The organism is Allostigmatella hybrida (genome assembly GCF_020103775.1).
Classification (GTDB): domain Bacteria; phylum Myxococcota; class Myxococcia; order Myxococcales; family Myxococcaceae; genus Hyalangium; species Hyalangium aurantiaca.
On sequence record NZ_JAHXBH010000004.1, the window covers coordinates 93,932 to 113,302 of the forward strand.

The 19,371-nt window shown below is 67.3% G+C and carries 18 protein-coding genes; 7 read left to right on the forward strand and 11 right to left on the reverse strand.

Annotation, left to right across the window (positions count from 1 at the left end; translation table 11 throughout):
- Positions 1–3 precede the first annotated feature (3 nt).
- The 4 genes from KY661_RS09370 to KY661_RS09385 are packed head-to-tail and all read right to left on the reverse strand — an operon-like array spanning position 4 to position 4,206.
- On the reverse strand, positions 4–1,086 hold the full coding sequence (locus KY661_RS09370; RefSeq protein WP_225409883.1) for an ABC transporter ATP-binding protein: 1,083 nt from the start codon (positions 1,084–1,086) through the stop codon (positions 4–6).
- 16 nt (positions 1,087–1,102) lie between these two features.
- Positions 1,103–1,936: a carbohydrate ABC transporter permease gene (locus KY661_RS09375; protein ID WP_225409884.1), complete on the reverse strand. Its 834-nt coding sequence runs from the start codon at positions 1,934–1,936 to the stop codon at positions 1,103–1,105.
- Between the two features lie 11 nt (positions 1,937–1,947).
- Positions 1,948–2,826 (reverse strand): carbohydrate ABC transporter permease, encoded by an 879-nt coding sequence (locus KY661_RS09380; RefSeq protein ID WP_225409885.1) that lies wholly within the window; start codon positions 2,824–2,826, stop codon positions 1,948–1,950.
- A 51-nt stretch (positions 2,827–2,877) separates the two neighbouring features.
- Positions 2,878–4,206: an ABC transporter substrate-binding protein gene (locus tag KY661_RS09385; RefSeq protein ID WP_225409886.1), complete on the reverse strand. Its 1,329-nt coding sequence runs from the start codon at positions 4,204–4,206 to the stop codon at positions 2,878–2,880.
- A gap of 227 nt (positions 4,207–4,433) precedes the next feature.
- Here KY661_RS09385 and KY661_RS09390 point away from each other — a divergent pair, with 227 nt between their 5' ends.
- On the forward strand, positions 4,434–5,291 hold the full coding sequence (locus KY661_RS09390; RefSeq protein ID WP_225409887.1) for a glucose 1-dehydrogenase: 858 nt from the start codon (positions 4,434–4,436) through the stop codon (positions 5,289–5,291).
- Here KY661_RS09390 and KY661_RS09395 read toward each other — a convergent pair.
- Both KY661_RS09395 and KY661_RS09400 read right to left on the reverse strand, forming a co-directional pair.
- A complete protein-coding gene (locus KY661_RS09395) occupies positions 5,284–6,939 on the reverse strand; it encodes a GMC family oxidoreductase (RefSeq protein ID WP_225409888.1) in 1,656 nt (551 codons plus the stop codon). The genes KY661_RS09390 and KY661_RS09395 overlap by 8 nt on opposite strands.
- Positions 6,936–7,577 carry a gluconate 2-dehydrogenase subunit 3 family protein gene (locus tag KY661_RS09400; RefSeq protein WP_225409889.1) on the reverse strand — a complete coding sequence of 214 codons (642 nt, stop codon included), beginning with the start codon at positions 7,575–7,577 and terminating at the stop codon, positions 6,936–6,938. Before KY661_RS09400 ends, KY661_RS09395 begins: the two co-directional genes overlap by 4 nt.
- A gap of 95 nt (positions 7,578–7,672) precedes the next feature.
- On the opposite strand from KY661_RS09400, the gene KY661_RS09405 reads away from it, so the two are divergent.
- From KY661_RS09405 to KY661_RS09425, 5 genes are all read left to right on the forward strand, one after another.
- Positions 7,673–8,995, forward strand: coding sequence for a hypothetical protein (locus tag KY661_RS09405; protein WP_225409890.1), 1,323 nt, complete (start codon positions 7,673–7,675; stop codon positions 8,993–8,995).
- The gene (locus KY661_RS09410) at positions 8,992–9,537 is read left to right on the forward strand and encodes a hypothetical protein (RefSeq protein ID WP_225409891.1); all 546 of its coding nucleotides are present in this window, start codon (positions 8,992–8,994) and stop codon (positions 9,535–9,537) included. Before KY661_RS09405 ends, KY661_RS09410 begins: the two co-directional genes overlap by 4 nt.
- A gap of 104 nt (positions 9,538–9,641) precedes the next feature.
- A complete protein-coding gene (locus tag KY661_RS09415; protein ID WP_225409892.1) occupies positions 9,642–11,012 on the forward strand; it encodes a serine/threonine protein kinase in 1,371 nt (456 codons plus the stop codon).
- Positions 11,013–11,110: 98 nt separating this feature from the next.
- The gene (locus tag KY661_RS09420) at positions 11,111–11,626 is read left to right on the forward strand and encodes a hypothetical protein (RefSeq protein ID WP_225409893.1); all 516 of its coding nucleotides are present in this window, start codon (positions 11,111–11,113) and stop codon (positions 11,624–11,626) included.
- Entirely contained in the window at positions 11,619–12,251 is a 633-nt protein-coding gene (locus KY661_RS09425) for a hypothetical protein (RefSeq protein ID WP_225409894.1), read from the forward strand. Before KY661_RS09420 ends, KY661_RS09425 begins: the two co-directional genes overlap by 8 nt.
- A gap of 41 nt (positions 12,252–12,292) precedes the next feature.
- Here the strand turns inward: KY661_RS09425 and KY661_RS09430 are convergent, their stop codons facing one another.
- Together KY661_RS09430 and KY661_RS09435 are read right to left on the reverse strand one after the other, a co-directional pair.
- Entirely contained in the window at positions 12,293–12,799 is a 507-nt protein-coding gene (locus tag KY661_RS09430) for an FmdE family protein (RefSeq protein ID WP_225409895.1), read from the reverse strand.
- A gap of 75 nt (positions 12,800–12,874) precedes the next feature.
- Positions 12,875–13,885 carry an acetylserotonin O-methyltransferase gene (locus tag KY661_RS09435; RefSeq protein WP_225409896.1) on the reverse strand — a complete coding sequence of 337 codons (1,011 nt, stop codon included), beginning with the start codon at positions 13,883–13,885 and terminating at the stop codon, positions 12,875–12,877.
- Between the two features lie 82 nt (positions 13,886–13,967).
- Between KY661_RS09435 and KY661_RS09440 the strand changes: the two genes are divergently transcribed.
- Positions 13,968–15,134 (forward strand): ATP-grasp domain-containing protein, encoded by a 1,167-nt coding sequence (locus KY661_RS09440; protein WP_225409897.1) that lies wholly within the window; start codon positions 13,968–13,970, stop codon positions 15,132–15,134.
- On the opposite strand, the gene KY661_RS09445 is transcribed toward KY661_RS09440, so the two are convergent.
- The 3 genes from KY661_RS09445 to KY661_RS09455 form a co-directional block, all read right to left on the reverse strand.
- Positions 15,043–15,885: a sterol desaturase family protein gene (locus tag KY661_RS09445; protein WP_225409898.1), complete on the reverse strand. Its 843-nt coding sequence runs from the start codon at positions 15,883–15,885 to the stop codon at positions 15,043–15,045. The genes KY661_RS09440 and KY661_RS09445 overlap by 92 nt on opposite strands.
- Before the next feature lie 31 nt (positions 15,886–15,916).
- A complete protein-coding gene (locus tag KY661_RS09450) occupies positions 15,917–16,654 on the reverse strand; it encodes a Kelch repeat-containing protein (protein ID WP_225409899.1) in 738 nt (245 codons plus the stop codon).
- Between the two features lie 436 nt (positions 16,655–17,090).
- On the reverse strand, positions 17,091–19,172 hold the full coding sequence (locus KY661_RS09455; RefSeq protein WP_225410120.1) for a M3 family metallopeptidase: 2,082 nt from the start codon (positions 19,170–19,172) through the stop codon (positions 17,091–17,093).
- Positions 19,173–19,371: the final 199 nt, after the last annotated feature.

The window sequence follows — 19,371 nt, forward strand, 5'->3', positions numbered from 1 at the left end:
AGGTCAGGAGTGCTGGGGGTGGTAGATGGCCACGCCGTCAGCGTCGAAGACATGGAAGCCGTTGGGCTGGATCTGCACGGCGGCGGCGGCACCCTGCGTGGCGGCGAGATCGCCAGGGCCACGGACCGTGAGCCGGCCCAGGTTGGGGGTGTTGAGGTAGACGTAGGCATCGCTGCCCAGCCGCTCGATGACGTCGATGCGGCCATCCAGCGTGCCCTGGCCGGCAGGCGCCAGCGAGAGCTGCTCGGGGCGCACGCCAATCGTCACGCGGCGGCCCTGCTGCGCGCCCGGGAGCGCCGCGGGCGCGGGGATGGACTGCCCACTGGCCAGCACCAGCGTGTTGCCCTGCTGGGTGGCCTCCATGAAGGCCATCTGCGGGGTGCCGAGGAACGCGGCCACGAAGCGGTTGACGGGCCGGTGGTACAGCTCCTGCGGCGAGCCCTGCTGCTCGATGTTGCCCCCGTTGAAGAGGACCACCTTGTTGGCCAGCGTCATCGCCTCGACCTGGTCGTGGGTGACGTAGATCATCGTCGCCTTGAACTCCTGGTGCAGGCGGGCGATCTCCAGCCGCATCTGCGCGCGCAGCGAGGCATCCAGGTTGGACAGCGGCTCGTCGAACAGGAAGATGCGCGGCTCGCGCACGATGGCGCGGCCAATGGCCACACGCTGCCGCTGGCCGCCGGAGAGCGCGGCGGGCTTGCGGTCGAGCAGGGGCTCCAGCTCCAGGATGCGCGCGGTGCGCTGCACCTTCTCGTCGATGACGCTGCGCTCGACCTTGGCCAGGTCCAGCGCGAAGGACATGTTCTGCCGCACGGTCATGTGCGGATAGAGCGCGTAGGACTGAAACACCATCGCCAGGTTGCGCCGGGCGGGGGGCAGGTCCGTGATGGGCTTGCCATCGAGGAGAATCTCCCCGGTGGTGGCGTCCTCCAGGCCGGCGATGAGCCGCAGCAGCGTGGACTTGCCGCAGCCGGAGGGCCCCAGGAAGACGCAGAACTCATGATCCTCGACGCGCAGGTCCACGCCTTTGATGACGCGGGTGTCTCCGAAGGATTTGGTCAGGGAACGGATGTCGAGAGTTGCCATGGAAGACCCCCAAGAATTACTTAACGGCGCCGAAGGTGAGGCCGCGGACGAGCTGTTTCTGTGAGCCCCAACCGAGCACGAGAATCGGCGCGCAGGCGAGGGTGGAGACGGCGGAGAGCTTGGCCCAGAAAAGACCTTCCGGGCTGGCGAAGGAGGCGACCAGCGCGCTCAGGGGCGCGGCGTTCGTGGTGGTGAGGTTCAGCGACCAGAAGGCCTCGTTCCAGCTCAGGATGAGCGCCAGCAGCGCGGTGGACGCGAGCCCCCCGCGGCTGACGGGCAGCAGCACCCGGCGGATCTCCTGGAACGTGGTGGCGCCGTCCATGCGCGCCGCCTCGAGGATGTCGCGCGGGATGTCGCGGAAGTAGGTGTAGATCATCCACACCATGATGGGCAGGTTGATGAGCGCGAAGATGACGATGAGCAGGATGCGCGAGTCGAGCAGCCCCAGGCTCCGGGCGATGAGGTAGATGGGCACCAGCACGCCCACCCCGGGCAGCATCTTGGTGGAGAGCATCCACATCAGGGTGCCGCGGGTGCGCAGCGAGGGGTGGAAGGCGAAGCCGTAGGCGGCCGGTACCGCCACCAGCATGCCCAGAATGGTGGAGCCGCCGCTGGTCAGCAGTGAGTTCCAGGCGAAGTGCATGTAGTCGCTGCGCTCCATGATCTCCCGGTAGTTCTCCAGCGTGGGCGCGAAGAGGAACTCCGGGGGCATGGAGAAGGCGCCCAGCTCGGTCTTGAAGCTGGTGAGCACCATCCACAGGATGGGGAAGAAGATGATCAGCGCGACGAGCCAGGAGGCCACCGCGCGCAAGGTGTCGAGGGTCCGGCGGCGTTGTTTCTGCTTGGACATGGCGGGTCCTCCTAGGCTTCGGTGAGCGACTTGCCGATGAGGCGGATCAGGAAGTAGGCGACGACGTTGGCCAGCACCACGGCGACCAGGCCGCCCGCGGAGGCCGCGCCCACGTCGAACTCGAGCAGCGCCTGGGTGAAGATGAGGAAGGGCAGGTTGGTCGTCGCATCCCCGGGGCCGCCGCTCGTGGTGGTGAAAATCTCCGCGAAGATGTTGAGCAGGAAGATGGACTCCACCATCACCACCACCGCGATGGGGCGGGCCAGGTGGGGCAGGGTGAGGTAGCGGAAGACGGCGAAGGCGTTGGCGCCATCCATCTGCGCGGCATCCTTCTGCTCCTGGTTCATCGATTGAAGGGCGGTGATGAAGATGAGCACCGCGAACGGCAGCCACTCCCAGGCGACGATGAGGATGATGGACAGCAGGGGCCAGTCGGAGAACCAGTTGACCGGCGTCATCCCCAGCGAGACCGACAGCCAGGCGAAGAAGCCCGACACGGGGTTCATCAGGAGGTTCTTCCAGACCAGGGCGCTGACCGTGGGCATGATGAAGAACGGGGAGATGAGCAGCATGCGCACGATGCCCTGCCCGGGGAACGGCGCATCCACCAGCACGCTGATGAGCACCCCGAGCACGACGGTGATGGCCAGCACGCTGCCCACGAGCAACAGCGTGTTGAGCACGCTGGTGAGGAAGCTCGGGTAGGTGAAGAAGTAGGCGAAGTTCTCCAGCCCGACGAAGGACGTCTTACCGGGGTAGAGGAGGTTGTAGTACTGCGTGGAGAAGTACACCGTCATGGCCAGCGGGACGATCATCCAGACGAACAGCATCAGGACGGCCGGCGAGACCATGAGGCGTCCGGTACGTGAGGTGGGGCGAGAGGCGCGCATCGCGGAACTCCGGAGCGGGGAAGGGGATCAGCGCAAGGGGAAGGGACGGGCCTACTTCGCGTCGTAGTAGCCGGCGCGCTTCATGGTGCGGCGCACTGCGCCCTGGGAGGTGTGGAGGATCTTGTCGACGCGGGTGTTGCCCGCCAGGGCTCCGGAGATCTGCCGTCCCACGAGGCTCGCGACGGCCTGGAACTCGGGGATGGTGGCGAACTGCACGCCGACGTACGGCACCGGCTTGATGGACGGCGAGGTCGGGTCCGCGGTGAGGATGGCCTCCTGGGTCACCTTCGCGAAGGGGGTGGCCTCCAGGTAGGCTGGGTTGGCGTAGGTGGACAGCCGCGTGCCGGGGGGCATGGCGGAGATGCCGTAGCGCTGGGCGACGAGCTCGCCGTACTCCTTGGAAGTGGCCCAGAGGATGAAGTCGAGCGCGGCCTGCTGCTTGCGGGAGCTCGCGGGGATGGCGAGCGCCCAGGTCCACAGCCACGAGCTGCCCTTGGCGGTGATTTGCCGGGGCGCCTTGGCGAAGCCGGCCTTGTCGGGCACCTGGCTCTGGGTGCGGTCGGTGACGAAGGCGCCGGCCACGCTGGCATCCACCCACATGCCACACTTGCCGGCGTTGAACAGGGCAAGGTTCTCGTTGAAGCCGTTGCTGCTGGGACCGGGCGGGCCGAACGCCGAGAGCATATCGACGTAGAAGTTCACCGCCTTGTGCCACTCGGGGCTGTCGATCTCCGGCTCCCAGCGCTCATCGAACCAGCGCCCGCCGAAGGCATTCACCATGGTGGTGACCAGGGCCATGTTCTCGCCCCAGCCGGCCTTGCCGCGCAGGCAGATGCCGTAGATGCCGCGCGCGGGCTCATGCAGCTTCTCCGCGAAGCCGCGGATCTGCTCCCACGTGGGCTCCTCGGGCATGGTGAGCCCCTTCGCGGCGAACAGGTCGGTGCGGTAGTAGGTGATGGAGCCCTCGGAGTAGAAGGGCACGGCGTACAGGCGCCCGTCGACGCTGAGCTGCTTGCGCACGTTGGGCATCAGGTCTTCGACGCCGTAGGAGGCGGGCAGGTTCTTCAGCTCGGTGAGCCAGTTCTGCCGGCCCCACATGGGGGCCTCGTAGGCTCCGATGGTGATGACGTCGAACTGGCCACCGTTGGTGGTGATGTCGGTCGTCAGCCGCTGGCGGAGGGTGTTCTCGTCGAGCACCACCCAGTTGAGGCGCACGTCCGGGTGCTTGGCCTCGTATTCCTTGGCGAGCAGCTGCATGCGGACCATATCGCCGTTGTTGACGGTGCCGATGGTCAGGAAGGTCTGGGCCTGGGCGGGGAATGTTCCCAGCAGCAGACCGAGTCCCAGGGCAGTGATGAGAGCGTGGCCGAGCTTTGTCATGCGGCGACTCCGGTCGAGGGTCCCGGCACGCTGCATGCGGTGCGAGGGCGGGCCGTTTTATAAGGTCCCCTCACAGGGGCCAACAAAGTTGTTCGGCTGGAAGGCATTGCCCACGCCCCTTCTTGGACTGGAGGACAGTGGGGAGGGGACTGCACAGGACACAGACCTGTAGGAGCAGGGCCAGACCCCCGGTATCCCGCCGCCCGTTGGCCCCGGAGCGCTCCGACATGCCTTCCTTCCCGAAGCCGCCCTTTCCCAAGCAACCGCAATCCGAGCCTGGCGCCACCGGCTCGATGCAGCCCAAGCCGGACCACGGCGAGACGAGCTACAAGGGAAGCGGCAAGCTGACGGGCAAGGCCGCCATCATCACCGGCGGGGACAGCGGCATCGGCCGTGCGGTCGCCATCGCCTTCGCGCGCGAGGGTGCCGATGTCCTCATCTCCTATCTGAACGAGGAGCAGGACGCCCGCGACACGGCGAAGCTGGTGAAGGAAGCGGGACGCAAGGCGGTGCTCGTTCCGGGGGACATCCAGGATGCGGCGCACTGCCGCGCCATCGTCGCGCGCGCCGTGGAGGCCTTCGGCCGGCTCGACATCCTCGTCAACAACGCGGCGTTTCAGATGACGCGGGACTCCCTGGACGAAATCTCCGACGAGGAGTGGAAGCGCACCTTCGACACGAACATCCACGCGATGTTCTATCTCACCAAGGCGGCCGTGCCGCACATGAAGCATGGCGCGTCCATCATCAACACCGCCTCGGTCAACTCCGACACGCCCAAGCCGAAGCTGATGCCCTACTCGGCCACGAAGGCGGCCATCGTCAACTTCACGGGAAGCCTCGCGCAGATGCTCGCGGAGAAGGGTATCCGGGCCAACAGCGTGGCGCCGGGCCCCATCTGGACGCCACTCATTCCGGCCACCATGCCCACCGAGCAGGTGGAGAGCTTCGGGTCGGAGGTGCCGCTCAAGCGCCCGGGCCAGCCCGCGGAGCTCGCCCCCATCTACGTCCTGCTGGCCTCCGACGCGGGCAGCTACGTGTCTGGCGCGCGCATCGCCGTCACCGGCGGCGTGCCCATCATCTGAGCTTGAGCTTGCGCACGAGGTGGTGGGCCACGCGGAAGCTGTTGGCCACGATGGTGAGCGTGGAGGGCACGCTGCCGGCGCTGGGCATGAAGCTTCCGTCCACCACGTAGAGGTTGGGCACCTCGTGGGCCCGGCAATCCTTGTCGAGCACGGAGGTGGCCGGGTCGTTGCCGAACCGGCAGGTGCCATGCTGAAGGATGGTGGTCTCTCCGGACAGCGTTCCGCGCTGGAGGCTGTCCGGCTCCATCCTCAGGAGCAGCTCCTCTCCCCGCTCGACGAGGAAACGGGTGGCGGCGAAGTCCATGGGGTGCCGGTCCAGCGTGATGGCGGCGACGGGCAGGCCATGCTTGTCCTTCACCCCCGGCTCCACCGTCACATATGTGCCAGGGGTGGCGAGGAACTCGCCGTAGACCTCGAACTGGAGGATGCGCGAGTCCCGGTACTCCCGGAGTTTGTCTTTCAGGGCCTTGCCGAAAACACCCCTCGTTCCCTGGCCCGCGAGCCCCACGGCCGCGAAGATGGGGTTGGGATGGGCCCACATGAAGCCCAGCGTCCCGCCCTTGCGGAAGCCGAACCGCTCGTCCGGCATCAGGTAGAAGTCCTGGACGCTCCGGTTGATGAAGGGGCCCGGAGCCGCCAGCCACGGGCGGGAGGTTTGGCTCCGGGAGACGCGGAAGACGGCGCTGGACTCGCCGAATGAGCTGAACATCAGGTTGCGGCCCACCTGGCCGCTCCCATTCGCCAGCCCCTTTGGAAAGCGGGACGAGGTGGAGTTGAGCAGCAGCCGCGCGCTCTCCACCGCCGTGCACGAGACCACGATGAGCTTCGCGGGCTGCTCCTGCTCCACGCCGTCCGGATCCCGGTACACGACGCTCCGGGCCCGCCCCGCCTTGTCCACCTCGATGGAGCGGGCCATGCACCCGGGGCGCAGCTCCACGTTGCCGGTGGCGAGGGCCGCGGGGATGAGGCTGGCATCGGTCCCGCTCTTGGCCCCCACCTCGCAGCCATAGCTTCCGCACAGCGCGCAGTACGCGCACGCCGTCCGGCCCCGGTAGGGCTGGCTGATGATGCCGCGGGCGGTGGGCAGCGAGTGCCAGTGCATCTCGCGGCACACCCGGTCGAGCTCCTGCGCGATGGGGTGCACGTCCAGGGGCGGAAGCGGGTAGGGCTTGCTCCGGGGCTCGGCGAAGGGGTGGGGGATGGACGTGCCGGAGACGCCCAGCTCCGCCTCGGCCTGGTCATAGAAGGGCGCCAGCTCCTCGTAGGAGATGGGCCAGTCCGCGAGGTTCGCCCCTGGGAGCTTGCCCAGCGTGGAGCGCAGCCGGAAGTCCACCGGTTTGAGCCGGTAGAAGTAGCCGCTCATGTGCACGGTGCCACCGCCCACGCAGTTGGCGGTCCAGGCGGCGTTGGAGCGCTCGTAGCGGGCCTGCTCGCCCTGGCGGACCAGGTGCGGCTCCTCCCACGGCAGGGGCATGAAGAAGTTGCGGCGGCTGTTGAGGATCTCGTCGTGGACGAAGTCCTTGGGCCGGTAGTGCGCGCCCTTCTCCAGCACCACCACCTTCAGCCCGGCGCGCCCCAGCTCCAGCGCCATGGGGGCTCCCCCCGCGCCGCTGCCAATGATGCAGACGTCCACCGGCGCCTTCGTCATCGGTGCTCACCGCACTCGCGCAGGCACTTCGGTCCGTCGTAGCCCTCGGGGGGCGCCATGGCCACGGTGCCCACCGTGTCGAAGCCCACCAGCTTCCAGCCCACCCGGTCCTTGTTGCCGCCGTAGGAGGGGTCTCCCAGGAAGCCCTCCAGCGTCAGCAGCAGGAGCAGCTCATAGAAGTGCGCCTCGCCGCTGCCGGACCGGCTGTCCTTGAAGATGGCCAGCAGCTCATCCTGCTGGGAGGGCGTGGCCTCGCTGAAGCCCTTCTGGAACATGCTCCGCGAGCGGCGCTCCAGGGCGGCGAGCCCCTGGAGGAAATCGCTCTTCATCTGCTTCAGCTCCGGCGTCTGGAGGATCCGGTCGATGTAGGCGGGCACCTGGGCGTCCTGCGCACCGGGGTCTTCGTCCTTGGGGAGGATGCGCTCGCAGGCGGCGGCCATGGTGACGAACTCCCGGCCGGTGAAGGTGCCATGCGGCGAATCCGAGAGGGGGGCCGCCGGGGCGGCCGGGGCCTCGTCCGAGGCCGAGCGCTTGCAGGCCGTGGGGCCCAGCAGCACCACGCCCCCGCCGAAGAAGGTCAGCCGCTGGATGAAGGAGCGCCGGGACAGGCGCCTCGAAGAAGGGCGTTTGCGGGCCATGCGGGGGCCAGCCTAGGCCGGTCCTCGGGCTTTGGAAACCGGGCCGGTAGCGTAGGATGGCGGCCTTCAACTCGGCCGACACCGGAGGAGACGTGATGAGACGGCATGCATGGGGACTGTGCCTGATGCTCGCGCTGGCAGGCTGCAAGGGCGACGACGGCGGCGGTGGCGGCGGGGGCAACAACGACGCGGGGCCCAACCCCGTGGATCCGAACAAGGACTCGCCCTACCAGCGCTTCACGCTGGATGCGGCGAGCACCGACCTGCAACCCCTGTCACTCGCGGTGGGGCCAGGGGACACGGTCGGCGTGGCGTACTTCTTCCGGGTGAGTGATGCCCAGTACGAGATTCGCTACGTCCAGACGGGCAGTGACGGCCGGGTCTCCACGCCCGAGACGATCACCACCGTGAAGATGGTGTACGGCCTGTCGCTGGCGTTCGACGGGAACGGCCGCCCGGCGGTGGCCTACCTCGGGGGCGCGGAGGATCCCGCCGCGGCCTTCTGGTTCCTGAATGACCAGGAGGTGGCCTACCGGAACGCCTCGGGCCAGTGGATGAAGAAGGTGGCCGTGCGCGAGAGCAACGAGGCGAAGGCCGGCAACCCGGTGAGCGACAGCGGCAACGTCGTGGGCATCAACCCCGCGCTCGTCTTCAATGGGACGCAGGCGATCGTCGCTTACCGCGACGTCCACCAGGGCCAGTTTGACAAGCAGGACTATGAAGCGAGCGATCTGGAAGTGGCCGTGGGAGGCCCGGACACCTGGACGCACGCCGTTGTGTCCGCGGGGGGGAACGACAAGCGCGCCTACGGTGGCCACATCGAGATGGTGATGGCGGACGGGCAGCCGGTGCTGGTGCATGACCAGGTGTCCGGGAGCGCGGAGGGCACAGGCTCGAATGTCCTGTTCCAGCGGCGCAACGCGAACGGCACCTGGACGAAGGATGTACAGGTGCAGGCGGTGTCCAACACGCAGCGGGGCGCCTCGCTGGCGTGGGACCCGGTGTTGGGCTTCGGCGTCGCCGTGGTGGAGCGCTCCGCCAACCGGCTCACGTTCACGTCCTGCGAGGGAACGTCGGCCTCGCGGTGCGCCGCCGAGGGGGACTGGACCGAGCCGGATCCCGTCTACGCGTCGGGCACGGGCGGCTGGTACCCGTCGCTGGCCATCGACCCCACGACGCATGAGCCGTCCATCGCCTTCTACATCTGCTCGAACGCGTCGGGGATCAACGAGGGCAGCTGCAACCCGAACGACGACGAACTGCGGGTGACCACGCGCATCGCAGGCAACTGGCGCGAGGCGCTGGTGGACGCGGACGGCGGCTGGTCTCCGAAGATGGCGTACCTCTCCACGGGGCAGCGGGTCATCGCCTACCGGGCGCCAGGAAGCGGCGCCCTCAAGCTCGCGGTGGAGCGATGAGCCAGGCGGGCCCGGGGCTGAGAAGAGGGCTCGTGGGCCTGCTGGCGGCAGGGGGGCTGCTGGGCTGCGGCGGCCCCAACTCGCTGTCGGGCAGCGTGGAGGAACTCTTCTCGCTGGAGGTCTCGCGCGTGGAGGTGTTGCGCAACGCCGAGGCGCTTCAGGTCAGCTACTACCGGAACGCGGGGCAGGATGTGGACCTGGTGGTGCGGCTCACGCTGGCCACCGAGGGGCTGGACCTGCGGCCCGGCAGGAAGGTGAACCTGGCGGGCACCACGGCGTCCGGAATGGCCCGGACGACGGTGGTCCACCTCTCGGCCGGAGAGCCCGCCCGGCTCTTCGGTCCGGTGGACAAGGGAGACCTCTCCCTGGACGAGGGCGGCGGCATTGGTGAGCCCACGAGCGGAGATTTCTCCCTCTCCTTCCAGCGGGGAGACAGCTACGGCGCGGGCCGCAGCCTGGAGGGCCGCTTCTCCGCCGTGGCGCAGGATGCGGGCTTTGGTCCGGAGCCCTCGCCGCCGGAGGACATCGTTCCCTCTCCCTGAGTCCAGGCGAAGACGGGTAACCCAACGGGGAGGGCTGACAGGCGGTGACTCGGGGAGTAGGGTGGGGGCCGGTGAAGGCAACCGGCCGCCCCTGCGAGGCTCCCATGGACACGGCATCTCCCGAGAAGCTCCCCCCTGGCACCATCATCGGTTCCTGGCAGATCGTCAGCGGCGCGGGCCGTGGAGCGTACGGCGCCGTCTACCGCGCCGTGCTGGAGGGGCAGGAGGCGGCGGGGTGGGTGGCCCTCAAGGTGGCCCTGCGCTCCCGGGAGGAGCGCTTCGAGCGCGAAGCGGAGGTGCTGTCCCGGATTCTCCACCCGGGAATTCCCCGCCTGCTCGCCCGGGGGGAATGGACGGGAGGCCGCTGGCGGGTGCCTCATCCCTATCTCGTCATGGAGTGGGTGGAGGGGCTTCCCCTGTACCAATGGGCCTGGGAGTGCTCGCCCAGCTCGCGCCAGGTTCTCTGGCTGCTCGCGCAGCTGTGCCGTGCCCTTCAGGCAACCCACGCGGCCCAATGCCTGCACCGGGATGTGAAGGGCGCCAATGTCCTCGTGGGGGCCAATGGAAAGGCGTCCTTGGTGGATTTCGGTTCCGGAACGTACCCGGAGGCACCACCGCTCACGGAGGCTCCGCTCGCTCCGGGAACACGGCCCTACCGGAGTCCCCAGGCCCTGCGCCACACAGCGGCCCATGCGTGGGATGGCGCGCGTTACCAAGCCGGGCCCGAGGACGATGTGTATGCCTTGGGGGTTACCGCCTACCGGATGGTGACTGGAGTCTATCCTTCACAGGAAGAAGACCCGGCGGTGGGGCAGGGCGCGCGCCAGGAGGCGCGGCCTGTCCGGCAGCCACCCCATTTGCGCGTTCGCTGGATCATCCCGGAACTCTCGGCGCTCATCGAGCAGATGCTGGCGGAGAGCCCCTCGGAGCGGGGCAGCGCACGCGAGCTGGCGGACGCGCTGGAGGCGGCGGCGGTCCGGGCGGGCCCTGAGGCGGACTGCTCTCTGGAGACCTCGGCAGGTTTTCGGCCCGTGGTGGCAGTGGTTCCGGAGCCCCTCGGCTGGAGGACTCCGCTCCGGGCTGGGCTGATCGGGGCTGTACTGGCATGCCTTGTGATTGGCCTGTCCACACAGCGCGTGTCCGAGCACTCCTGGCCGGCGCCCCCGGAAGCGGAGCAACCGGATGCGGGAACGGTGGGCCTGGCCGATGCCTCCGTGACACCGGAAGCGCTGGCCGCAGCAGCGAGCTTCGAGAATGCCACGCTGCCAGGTGAGTTCGTGGCGTTGGAGATGCCCAAACGTCCGTTCGCTGGACAGAAGCGGCCGCCCTGCAAACCCCAGCGGGAGACGGAAATCCGGGGCGGGTGCTGGGTCAATGTACAAGCCCCTTGTGAAGACGATGGGTACGTGTGGGCCGGGAAGTGCTTTCTACCTGTAGCAGCCCAACCCCGGCCCGACACGTCGAACTACCCGTAGGTCTCTTCCTGTTGGACGTGGATCTACGGGATAATGCAGAAATTGACCCTTGAGGATTTGTCGGCTCGGTTGGCGGATGTCAAATGAGGAGAGCAGCCGTGCCCGGAGCCGTCTCAAGGCTGTGGAAACTCTTGTCCGAGTTCGGAGCGCTCCTGTTACTGGCAGGTTGTGCTCCCGGGCCTGCGATCGTCTCGGGGCGCATCACGCCTGGGCACTTCCGCTTCAAGACGGTCGTCGCGGTGGATTCCAGAGAGTCACATCCCGATGGATGGCGTGCGGTTTGTATCCATGCCCGCATCACAGAGGGGGATTCGAAGGCGACCGATCTCTGCAAGTTTGAAGTAGGGGTGCCCATTCGCAATATTCAGAGAAAAGAAATTCCTCTGTGGATGGCTCAACAGACAGCTGCAGTGGTAGCGAATGAAGCCGCTCATTCGGTGTTATCCGAAGCCCAGCGCGGCGAAATGATCGCCATTCTGTGCCGTCGCTTCAAGCTTCGATACCAACGGTTGCTGTCCGACGAGATAAACGGGGCACGCGTGTCTCAATGCGAAATCCAGGGGCTGGAGATCGTGTACTTTGATATCCCTGGCAACCCAAGGTCCCATGAGTGAACTGACACAAGATGCACTGGTCCAATTGGTTCACCAGTACTACGCCAAGGGTTTCCCGGCCGAAGAGGACGACTACAGCCAACCTCTCCTGGCCTATCAGCGTACACCGGAGCACCATCGGTGGCGCGCATGCTGGGAAAAAGCCTTGGCCTGGAACGAGTGGCGAACCTTGCTCAAGGAACTGCCACGCGCATTCCCGGGGGATGGCGTAGGCGCCGGTACGCAGCCGTTTGCTTCCGCCTGCCTCCGTTGCTTTGTTTATCGCAAGGAAGTTCAGCCCAGGGGAGAGACCTTCGTTACTCGCATTGCCGCTGCCGTGAGCGTTCTTGCTCCGCTCTATGTCGTTTACGGTACGGCTCAGAAATATGGAGAAGAGGGGGAGAGCGAAGAACAGCGCCAGTATCGTCCCTCCCGCCCTGCGCTTTCCTTCGAATTCCCGGGCGCTCTGAAAGCTGAAGCTGATGCGCTCTCCCGTCTTGTCGAGCAAAGCCTGGGCTGCCGTCCATTTCCCCTGGCTTTGGCGCAAGTGCCTTTGCCTGGGATTCGAGTCGGATTCTTCAATGGGGAGCAGGCGCCGACGCTGCTAGATGCGCTCTTCTCTGACGATTTGGAGAACCTTCCGTAACGATGGAGGTTTCTGTTGGATGCAACCGGACGGACGGAAGCCTACGGGGTGGCCACCACCTCGAACACCTCGGCCTCCGGAAGCGTCAGCACCTCGCTGCCCGCGTCCGCCAGGTGCTCGCGCGGGACATTGAGATAGCGCTCGAAGAAGCGCGCGGCGGGCTTCAGCGTGACGGACTGGCCCGTGGCCCGGTTGCGGAAAGCCGTGGCGGTGCCATCGGGACGGGCTACCTCCGCGAGGGACAAGTTGAGCTTGCCGAGGCTGGCGCCCGTCGCGGCCGCCGCACCATCCGCGATGCAGGCGAACTGCACCTGTGGGGGGCTGTGGTGCAGGACCTCCAGCTCGAAGCTGCCCGCCGGGAGCCCCAGGTGCTGAAGCGCGTACTGGCCCATGCGGTAGCCCGCGACGGCCCAGGGGCCCGCGCCCCCATGAACGGCGGCCACCCGGCTCAGTGCCTCCGGGCGGAGGGCGGGAGCGTGCGGGGAGCCTGCGCACCCCAGCGCAGAGAGGAGGACCAGGGCAGGAAGCAAGCGGGGCGAGGCAGACATGGACGGCTCCAGGACAGAAGCGGGCGGCTTTCTGTACCTGGAAGTCCGGAGGTTGGCACGCGCCAGGCGCTTGTTTCAGGCGGCAACGGCCTCGGTGATGCTGAGGGCCGTTGGCGTGGAGATGATGCGCGACAGCCGGAGACCCGCCAGGGCGAAGAGCTTCCGGAAGTCCTCCTCGGTGCGCTCGCGGCCCGGAAGCGAGGCCATCATCATGACGTCCAGCACCTTGCCTCCATGGGGCCCGTTGCCCGGGGGAATGACCGTATCGATGACCAGGATGCGCCCTCCGGGCTTCATGGCGCTCCGGCAGTTGCGCAGGATGTTGACGCACACCTCGTCGCCCCAGTCGTGGAGGATGCGCTTCAGGACATACACATCCGCGTCTGCGGGAACCGTCTGGAAGAAATCCCCCACGGCCTGTTCGCAGCGGTCCGAGAGTCCGGCGCTGGCGATCCGGGAGCCGCTCAGGACGTGGGCATGGTCGAAGAGCACTCCGCGGAGCGAGGGCGTGGCGCGGAGCGCCTCGATGAGGAACCCTCCGTGTCCACCGCCGACATCCACCACCCGCTCGAAGGGGCTGAAGTCATAGCTGTGCGCGATGGGGCCGTTCTCCAGGTCCGAGAGGCTGGACATTCCCTGGTGGAAGGTGGCCGCCTCCGCCGCATCGCCCGCGAGGTAATCGAAGAAGGGCTTGCCGAAGATGCGATCGAACGGCGTCTGTCCTGTCCGCACCGTCTCCGCCAGCTCTCCCGCCGGAAGCCAGAAGACTTTCTGGGTGAGCATCAGCACCGCATCCCGCAGCGAGCCGGGGACCTGCGAGCGCAGCAGGTGGGCGGCGGGGGTCAGGCCAAAACGGCCTTCGGCGTCTTCAACGAACACGTTCACGCTCGCCAGCAGGCGCAGCAGCCGGAAGAGCGAGCGTGCATCGGCCCCCAGCTCTTTCGCGAGCACCTCGGGATGCTTGGGCCCCTCGGCCAGACGGTCCGCGACGCCGAGCTGGGTGACCGCCGCGAGGGCGCCGGAGAGGATGAATCCAAAGCCGAGATCGACGAGGAGCTGAGCCGGGGGGGGAGGGGACGGGTTCATGGGCACGCTCTCCATGGGGTGAGGGGAGACGCACCGACAGTACTCATTTGCGGGCGCAACCGGAGGGGTATGCTCGCGCGCCATGAATTTCGTCTTCGTCTCCCCCCAGTTCCCGCCGCATTTCTATCTCTTCGTTCAGGCGCTACGGGAGCAAGGGTTCAAGGTGCTCGGCATTGGGGATGCCCCCTACGACAGCCTGCGTCCGGAGTTGCGTGACGCGCTGCAGGAGTATTTCTACACGCCCAACCTCACCGACACGGATGCGGTGCTGCGCGCGGTGGGCTACTTCACCTGGAAGCACGGCCTCGTGCACCGCATCGAGTCGCTCAACGAGAGCTGGCTCGCGGTGGAGGCCACCCTGCGCGAGCACTTCAACGTTCCCGGCTTGCGTCCCCCGGACATTGCCCGCTTGCGCACCAAGTTCGGCATGGCCCAGGTCTTCCGCTCGGCGAACATCCCGCATCCGCTGTGCGAGCGCGCGGTGGATGGTCCGCAGGTGAAGGCCTTTGCCCAACGCGCGGGCTACCCCGTCGTTATCAAGCCGGACGTGGGCGTGGGGGCGGTGCGAACCTTCAAGCTGTCGTCTGACGCGGAGGTGGACGCCACGATCATCCAGCCGCTCGCGGATGCCGTGGTGCAGAACTTCGTGAGGGGGCAGATCTTCACCTACGACGGCTTCGTGGATCCCCAGGGCCGCGTGGTCTTCGCCATCAGCCACCAGTACCTCGACGGCATCATGGAGGTGGTCAACGAGGTGCGGGACTCGGCGTTCTGGACGCTGCGCGAGATGCCGCAGGAACTGGAGGCCATCGGGCGCAAGACGCTGGCGGCGCTGGGACTGCGCGAGCGCTGGTTCCACCTGGAGTTCTTCCGGGGCGAGGATGGCCGCTTCCTGGTGCTGGAGGCGAACCTGCGGCCGCCCGGGGCCACGATGACGGACACCATGAACTACGCCTGCGACGTGGACGTGTACCGGCTCTGGGCGAGGATGCTCACCGGAGAGACGATGGACGGGGTGCGCATCGAGGCGCACTACCACGCGGGCCACATCACCCGCCGCCACGCCAACCGCCACTACCGCCTGTCACGAGAGGAGCTCATCTCCCGGCTTGGAGAGAACCTCATCCTCTTCGGGGAGACGCCGCCCGCCTACCGGGTCAACCTGGGGGATGAGATGTACCTGGTGCGCTACAAGAGCCTGGAGCAACTGCGCGAGGCCATCTCCTGGGCGCATGCTCAGGTGGACTGACCCCAGCCGGTTGGGGCCGGGCGAACGAGGCCTCATAGTCCGGCGCCAGCGTGCCGAAGAGCCGGTCCCACACCACGGTGTAGAAGCCGTAGTGGTGCGCCAGGTCCAGGTGGTGCCGGGCATGGAACGTGGTGGTGGCCACGGCCCGGGCGCCGGGCCAGCGCACCCAGCCGTCCGGAAAGGGCTCCACCCCGAGGTGGCCCAGCGCACCCCAGACGGTGTTGAAGACCAGGTAGAGCATCATGGCGAGCCAGGAGGCCTCGTACGCCACGCACAGGGCCAGCCACAGGGCGCCGAAGCCCAGCACTTCCAGGGGATTCATCACGAAGAGCGTGAGCGGCCGGGCCCGCGTGTAGCGGTGATGGGCCGCGTGCAGCCAGCCGTAGAGCCACCGCGAGTGGGCCACGCGGTGCATCCAGTACATGGCCAGGTCCATCACCCCCACGAGCACCACCAGGTCCACGAGCACGCGCGGGCCCGTATCGAGCCGGAAGCGGATCCAGCCCTGCCGCCACAGCAGGAGGCCCACGAAGGTGACGGCGCTGTTGAGCAGCACGCACACCCCCGCGAGCACGAGCTCCTGGGGTTGGAGGGCCAGCGCCTCGGGGGCCACGCGGCGGTGGGCGAAGCGCTGCACCAGCCCCTCGCCCAGCACGACCGCCAGGGCGCATATGCCCACGTTCAGGAGGAGAAAGAGCCCTGCGGCGTGCCCCAGGGGCACGGTGTGTAGCGCGTCGATGGCCCACTCCATGGCGAGGCTCCTTCTTCGTCAGGCTTGCCGCTCAGCGCGTGTAGCGCTCCGCGCCGGGTTGGCCGCCAGGCATGAAGAGCACCTGGCCCGTGTAGAGCAGGACCGCAGGCCTCAAAAAATAGGAAGAAGGGGAGGAGGAGGGCTCCAACCGCCAGGCATTCTGGGAGGGCGAGTACAGCGCCGCCTGACCACTGTTGTTCGTGACCAGCACTTCGTTGGTGGTGAGCAGCGTCGCGCTGGACGGCTGCGCGAAGGGAAGGGCGGGGCCCGCGTACCAGCGCTGATTGTACGGATCGTAGATGTCCACGGCGGTCTGGGTGGAGTTGTCCTGACCGCTCAAGACCATCACGTGGCCCGAACCGAGCCGGATCGCCTGATGACGGCCCCGGGGGTGTGACAGCGTACCTGCCGCCGTCCAGGTTCCCGTGGAAGGATCGTACAGCTCGGCCGAGGCGATGGGCTGAAAGTCCGACGTGTAGCCCCCGGTGACCAGGACCTTGCCCGAGTAGAGCACCGTCGCGCTATGAGAACTCCGGGCCGTCACCATCTGTCCTGGCAGCAGGGTCCACGTCTCCGTGACGGGATCGAACTCCTCCATGCTCGACAGGGCTGTGGCCTCCGGCGGGATGCTCGAGTAGTTATAGCCCCCCGTCGCGAGGGCCCGGCCCGAGGGGAGCAACGTGATGGCCGGATCCATGCGGTAGACCTTGAAGCCTTGCGTCAGGTAGGCCCACTGATCCGTCTCTGGGTTGTAGGTGCTCAGTCTCACCTCCCCACCCATCCGGCCAGGGGCCCTCGAGATGGCAAGCACCTTCCCTGAGGGAAACTCGGTGAGCATGGGGATGTTGCACATTCCGGGAGAACACATGGGACTCGTGATTCGCCACGTGTCCGTGTAGGGATTGTAGCGCTGCACGAATCCCGCCCAGATGGTCATGGCCTCCCCCGTGCCACTGAGCCGCAGGATGGCCTCGGCTGCATAGGGCATGGGTGCTGGCGACGTGGGGGACCACGTTCCAGCTTGGGCGTTGAGGGAAAGCAATCCTGCCAATGCCAGAGCTGACCTGCTGAGCTGCATGACGAAAACCCCCATGAACCTGCAATGACTTGCAGGAGCGTGCCCGCGCTCAGAGGCCAAAAGCAATCCCCTTCCAGGCCCAGTGACAGGCCGCGGACCTTGCCGCAGCCTGCCACCGGCGCGTGCGCTACTTGGGAACCGGGAAGCCGCGCTTGCGCATCAGCGCTTGGATGCCCGCGTCCTTGCCCCGGAAGGCCCGGTAGGCCTCCGCCGGATCCACGGTGTTTCCGGCCGAGAAGACGTTCTTCCGCAGCCGCGCGGCCACGTCCGAATCATACGGCCCCTTGCCCTGCGTGAAGGCCTCGTACGCGTCGGCCGTGAGGGTGTCGGACCAGAGGTAGCTGTAGTAGCCGGCCGAGTACCCGTCGCCCGAGAAGATGTGGCCGAACTGGGGCGTGCGGTGCCGCATGACGATTTCCTCGGGCATGCCGAGCTTCTTCAGTGTGTCGCGCTCGAATGCGTCGGGATCGATCTTCTGGTCACCGGCCGTGTGCAGCTTCATGTCCACCAGCGCGCTCGACAGGTACTCCACCGTGGCGAAGCCCTGGTTGAAGGTGGAGGCCTTGTCGATCTTCGCCACCAGCTCGGGCGGGATGGGCTTGCCCGTCTGGTAGTGCAGGGCGTAGCGGTTGAGCACCTCGGGCGTGGACAGCCAGTGCTCCAGGAGCTGGGAGGGGAACTCCACGTAGTCGCGCGCCACGGACGTGCCGGACAGCGACGGGTAGGTGACGTTGGAGCTCAGCCCGTGCAGCGCGTGGCCAAACTCGTGGAACAGGGTGGAGGCATCTTCCCAGCTGATGAGGACAGGCTCGCCGGGGTTGCCCTTCAGGAAGTTGGAGTTGTTCGAGACGATGGTGGTGATATCGCCCTTGAACCGCTCCTGGTTGCGGTAGGCGTTCATCCACGCCCCCGAGCGCTTCCCGGCGCGGGCGTAGGGATCGAAGTACCAGAGCCCCACGTGCTTGCCGCTGGCCTTGTCCTTCACCTCCCAGACGCGCACGTCCGGGTGGTAGACGGGCACATCGCTTACGGGCGAGAAGGTGAAGCCAAACAACTCCCCGGCCACCCAGAACATGCCCTCGCGCAGCTTCTCCAACTGGAGGTAGGGCTTCACCTCGTTCTCGTCGAGGTCGTACTTCGCCTTGCGGACCTTCTCCGCGTAGAAGCGGTAGTCCCAGGGGGCGATCTTCAGCTTGGTGCCCTCTTTGTTGGCGATGGCCTGCATGTCGGCCACTTCCTCGCGGACGCGGGCGACGGCCGCGGGCCACACGGCCTCCATCAGGGCCGTGGCGCGCTCCGGCGTCTTGGCCATGGCGTTCTCGAGCCGCCAGTGCGCATGCGTCGGGTACCCAAGCAGCTTGGCGCGCTCGGCGCGCAGCTGGAGGATCTCCGTGATGAGCGCGTTGTTGTCGCGCGTGTCCCCGTTGTCCCCGCGGTTGACGTAGTTGCGCCAGACCTTCTCGCGCAGGTCCCGGCGGGTCGAGTAGGTGAGGAACGGCTCCATGGAGGAGCGCGTGTTGGTGATGGCCCACTTGCCCTTCTGGCCCCGCGCCTCGGCGGCGGCCGCCGCGGCATCCCGGATGGAGCTGGACAGGCCCGCCAGGTCCGCCTCCGTCTCCAGGATGACGGCGTAGCCCTCTTCGTCGGCCAGCACGTTCTGGCTGAAGGAGGTGTAGAGCGTGGCGAGGCGCTGGTTGATGTCCGCCAGGCGCTTCTTGGCGGTGGCGTCGAGCTTGGCGCCCGAGCGCACGAAGTTCGTGTAGTAGTACCACGCGAGGCGCTGCTGCTCGGGGTTCAGCTTCGCCTTGTCCGGCGAGGTGTACACGGCCTCGATGCGCTGGAAGAGCTTCTCGTTCTGGTAGATTTCATCCGAGAAGGCCGCGAGCTTGGGGGCCATCTCCCGCTCGATGACCTGGAACTCGGGGCTGTTGAGCGTCGAGGCCCAGACGCCGAAGACGGTGCCGACGTCGTTGAGCGTCCGCCCGGAGTCCTCCATCGCGGCCAGGGTGTTCTCGAAGGTGGGGGCCTGCGTGTTGGCCGTGATGGCGGCGATCTCCCGGCGGTTGGCCTCCATCGCCTCTTCCAGGCCGGACCGGAACTGCGAGACGGCGAAGCGGTCAAAGGCTGGGACTCCGCCGTAGGGGCCGGTCCAGGAGGCCAGCAGGGGGTTGGTCTCCTGGGCTTTCGATTCGGATGGGCTGCTGCTCATGGCGGGGCGGCCCTCCTGGGCCGTGGTCGCGCACGCGGTGGAGAGGAGGGCGGCGACACCCGCGCTGGCGAAGAAGAACGTTCGTCTCAACGAGCTACCTCCGGTAGGAACTGCAGGAACCGGTGACCGCAGTCATCGGCAGGGTCTTTTCGCACAGGGCACGGCGCTCCGCCTCTCCTTCCCGCCACGGCGGCGGAAG

Excerpts from the sequence above, each read along its gene's own strand:
- KY661_RS09410 (WP_225409891.1), top strand. The coding sequence starts at position 8,992 with ATGAGCCAGGCGGGCCCGGGGCTGAGAAGAGGGCTCGTGGGCCTGCTG.
- KY661_RS09395 (WP_225409888.1), bottom strand. The coding sequence starts at position 6,939 with ATGACGAAGGCGCCGGTGGACGTCTGCATCATTGGCAGCGGCGCGGGG.
- KY661_RS09400 (WP_225409889.1), bottom strand. The coding sequence starts at position 7,577 with ATGGCCCGCAAACGCCCTTCTTCGAGGCGCCTGTCCCGGCGCTCCTTC.
- KY661_RS09455 (WP_225410120.1), bottom strand. The coding sequence starts at position 19,172 with ATGAGCAGCAGCCCATCCGAATCGAAAGCCCAGGAGACCAACCCCCTG.
- KY661_RS09415 (WP_225409892.1), top strand. The coding sequence starts at position 9,642 with ATGGACACGGCATCTCCCGAGAAGCTCCCCCCTGGCACCATCATCGGT.
- KY661_RS09390 (WP_225409887.1), top strand. The coding sequence starts at position 4,434 with ATGCCTTCCTTCCCGAAGCCGCCCTTTCCCAAGCAACCGCAATCCGAG.
- KY661_RS09405 (WP_225409890.1), top strand. The coding sequence starts at position 7,673 with ATGAGACGGCATGCATGGGGACTGTGCCTGATGCTCGCGCTGGCAGGC.
- KY661_RS09380 (WP_225409885.1), bottom strand. The coding sequence starts at position 2,826 with ATGCGCGCCTCTCGCCCCACCTCACGTACCGGACGCCTCATGGTCTCG.
- KY661_RS09435 (WP_225409896.1), bottom strand. The coding sequence starts at position 13,885 with ATGAACCCGTCCCCTCCCCCCCCGGCTCAGCTCCTCGTCGATCTCGGC.
- KY661_RS09425 (WP_225409894.1), top strand. The coding sequence starts at position 11,619 with ATGAGTGAACTGACACAAGATGCACTGGTCCAATTGGTTCACCAGTAC.
- KY661_RS09430 (WP_225409895.1), bottom strand. The coding sequence starts at position 12,799 with ATGTCTGCCTCGCCCCGCTTGCTTCCTGCCCTGGTCCTCCTCTCTGCG.
- KY661_RS09385 (WP_225409886.1), bottom strand. The coding sequence starts at position 4,206 with ATGACAAAGCTCGGCCACGCTCTCATCACTGCCCTGGGACTCGGTCTG.
- KY661_RS09440 (WP_225409897.1), top strand. The coding sequence starts at position 13,968 with ATGAATTTCGTCTTCGTCTCCCCCCAGTTCCCGCCGCATTTCTATCTC.
- KY661_RS09370 (WP_225409883.1), bottom strand. The coding sequence starts at position 1,086 with ATGGCAACTCTCGACATCCGTTCCCTGACCAAATCCTTCGGAGACACC.
- KY661_RS09445 (WP_225409898.1), bottom strand. The coding sequence starts at position 15,885 with ATGGAGTGGGCCATCGACGCGCTACACACCGTGCCCCTGGGGCACGCC.
- KY661_RS09375 (WP_225409884.1), bottom strand. The coding sequence starts at position 1,936 with ATGTCCAAGCAGAAACAACGCCGCCGGACCCTCGACACCTTGCGCGCG.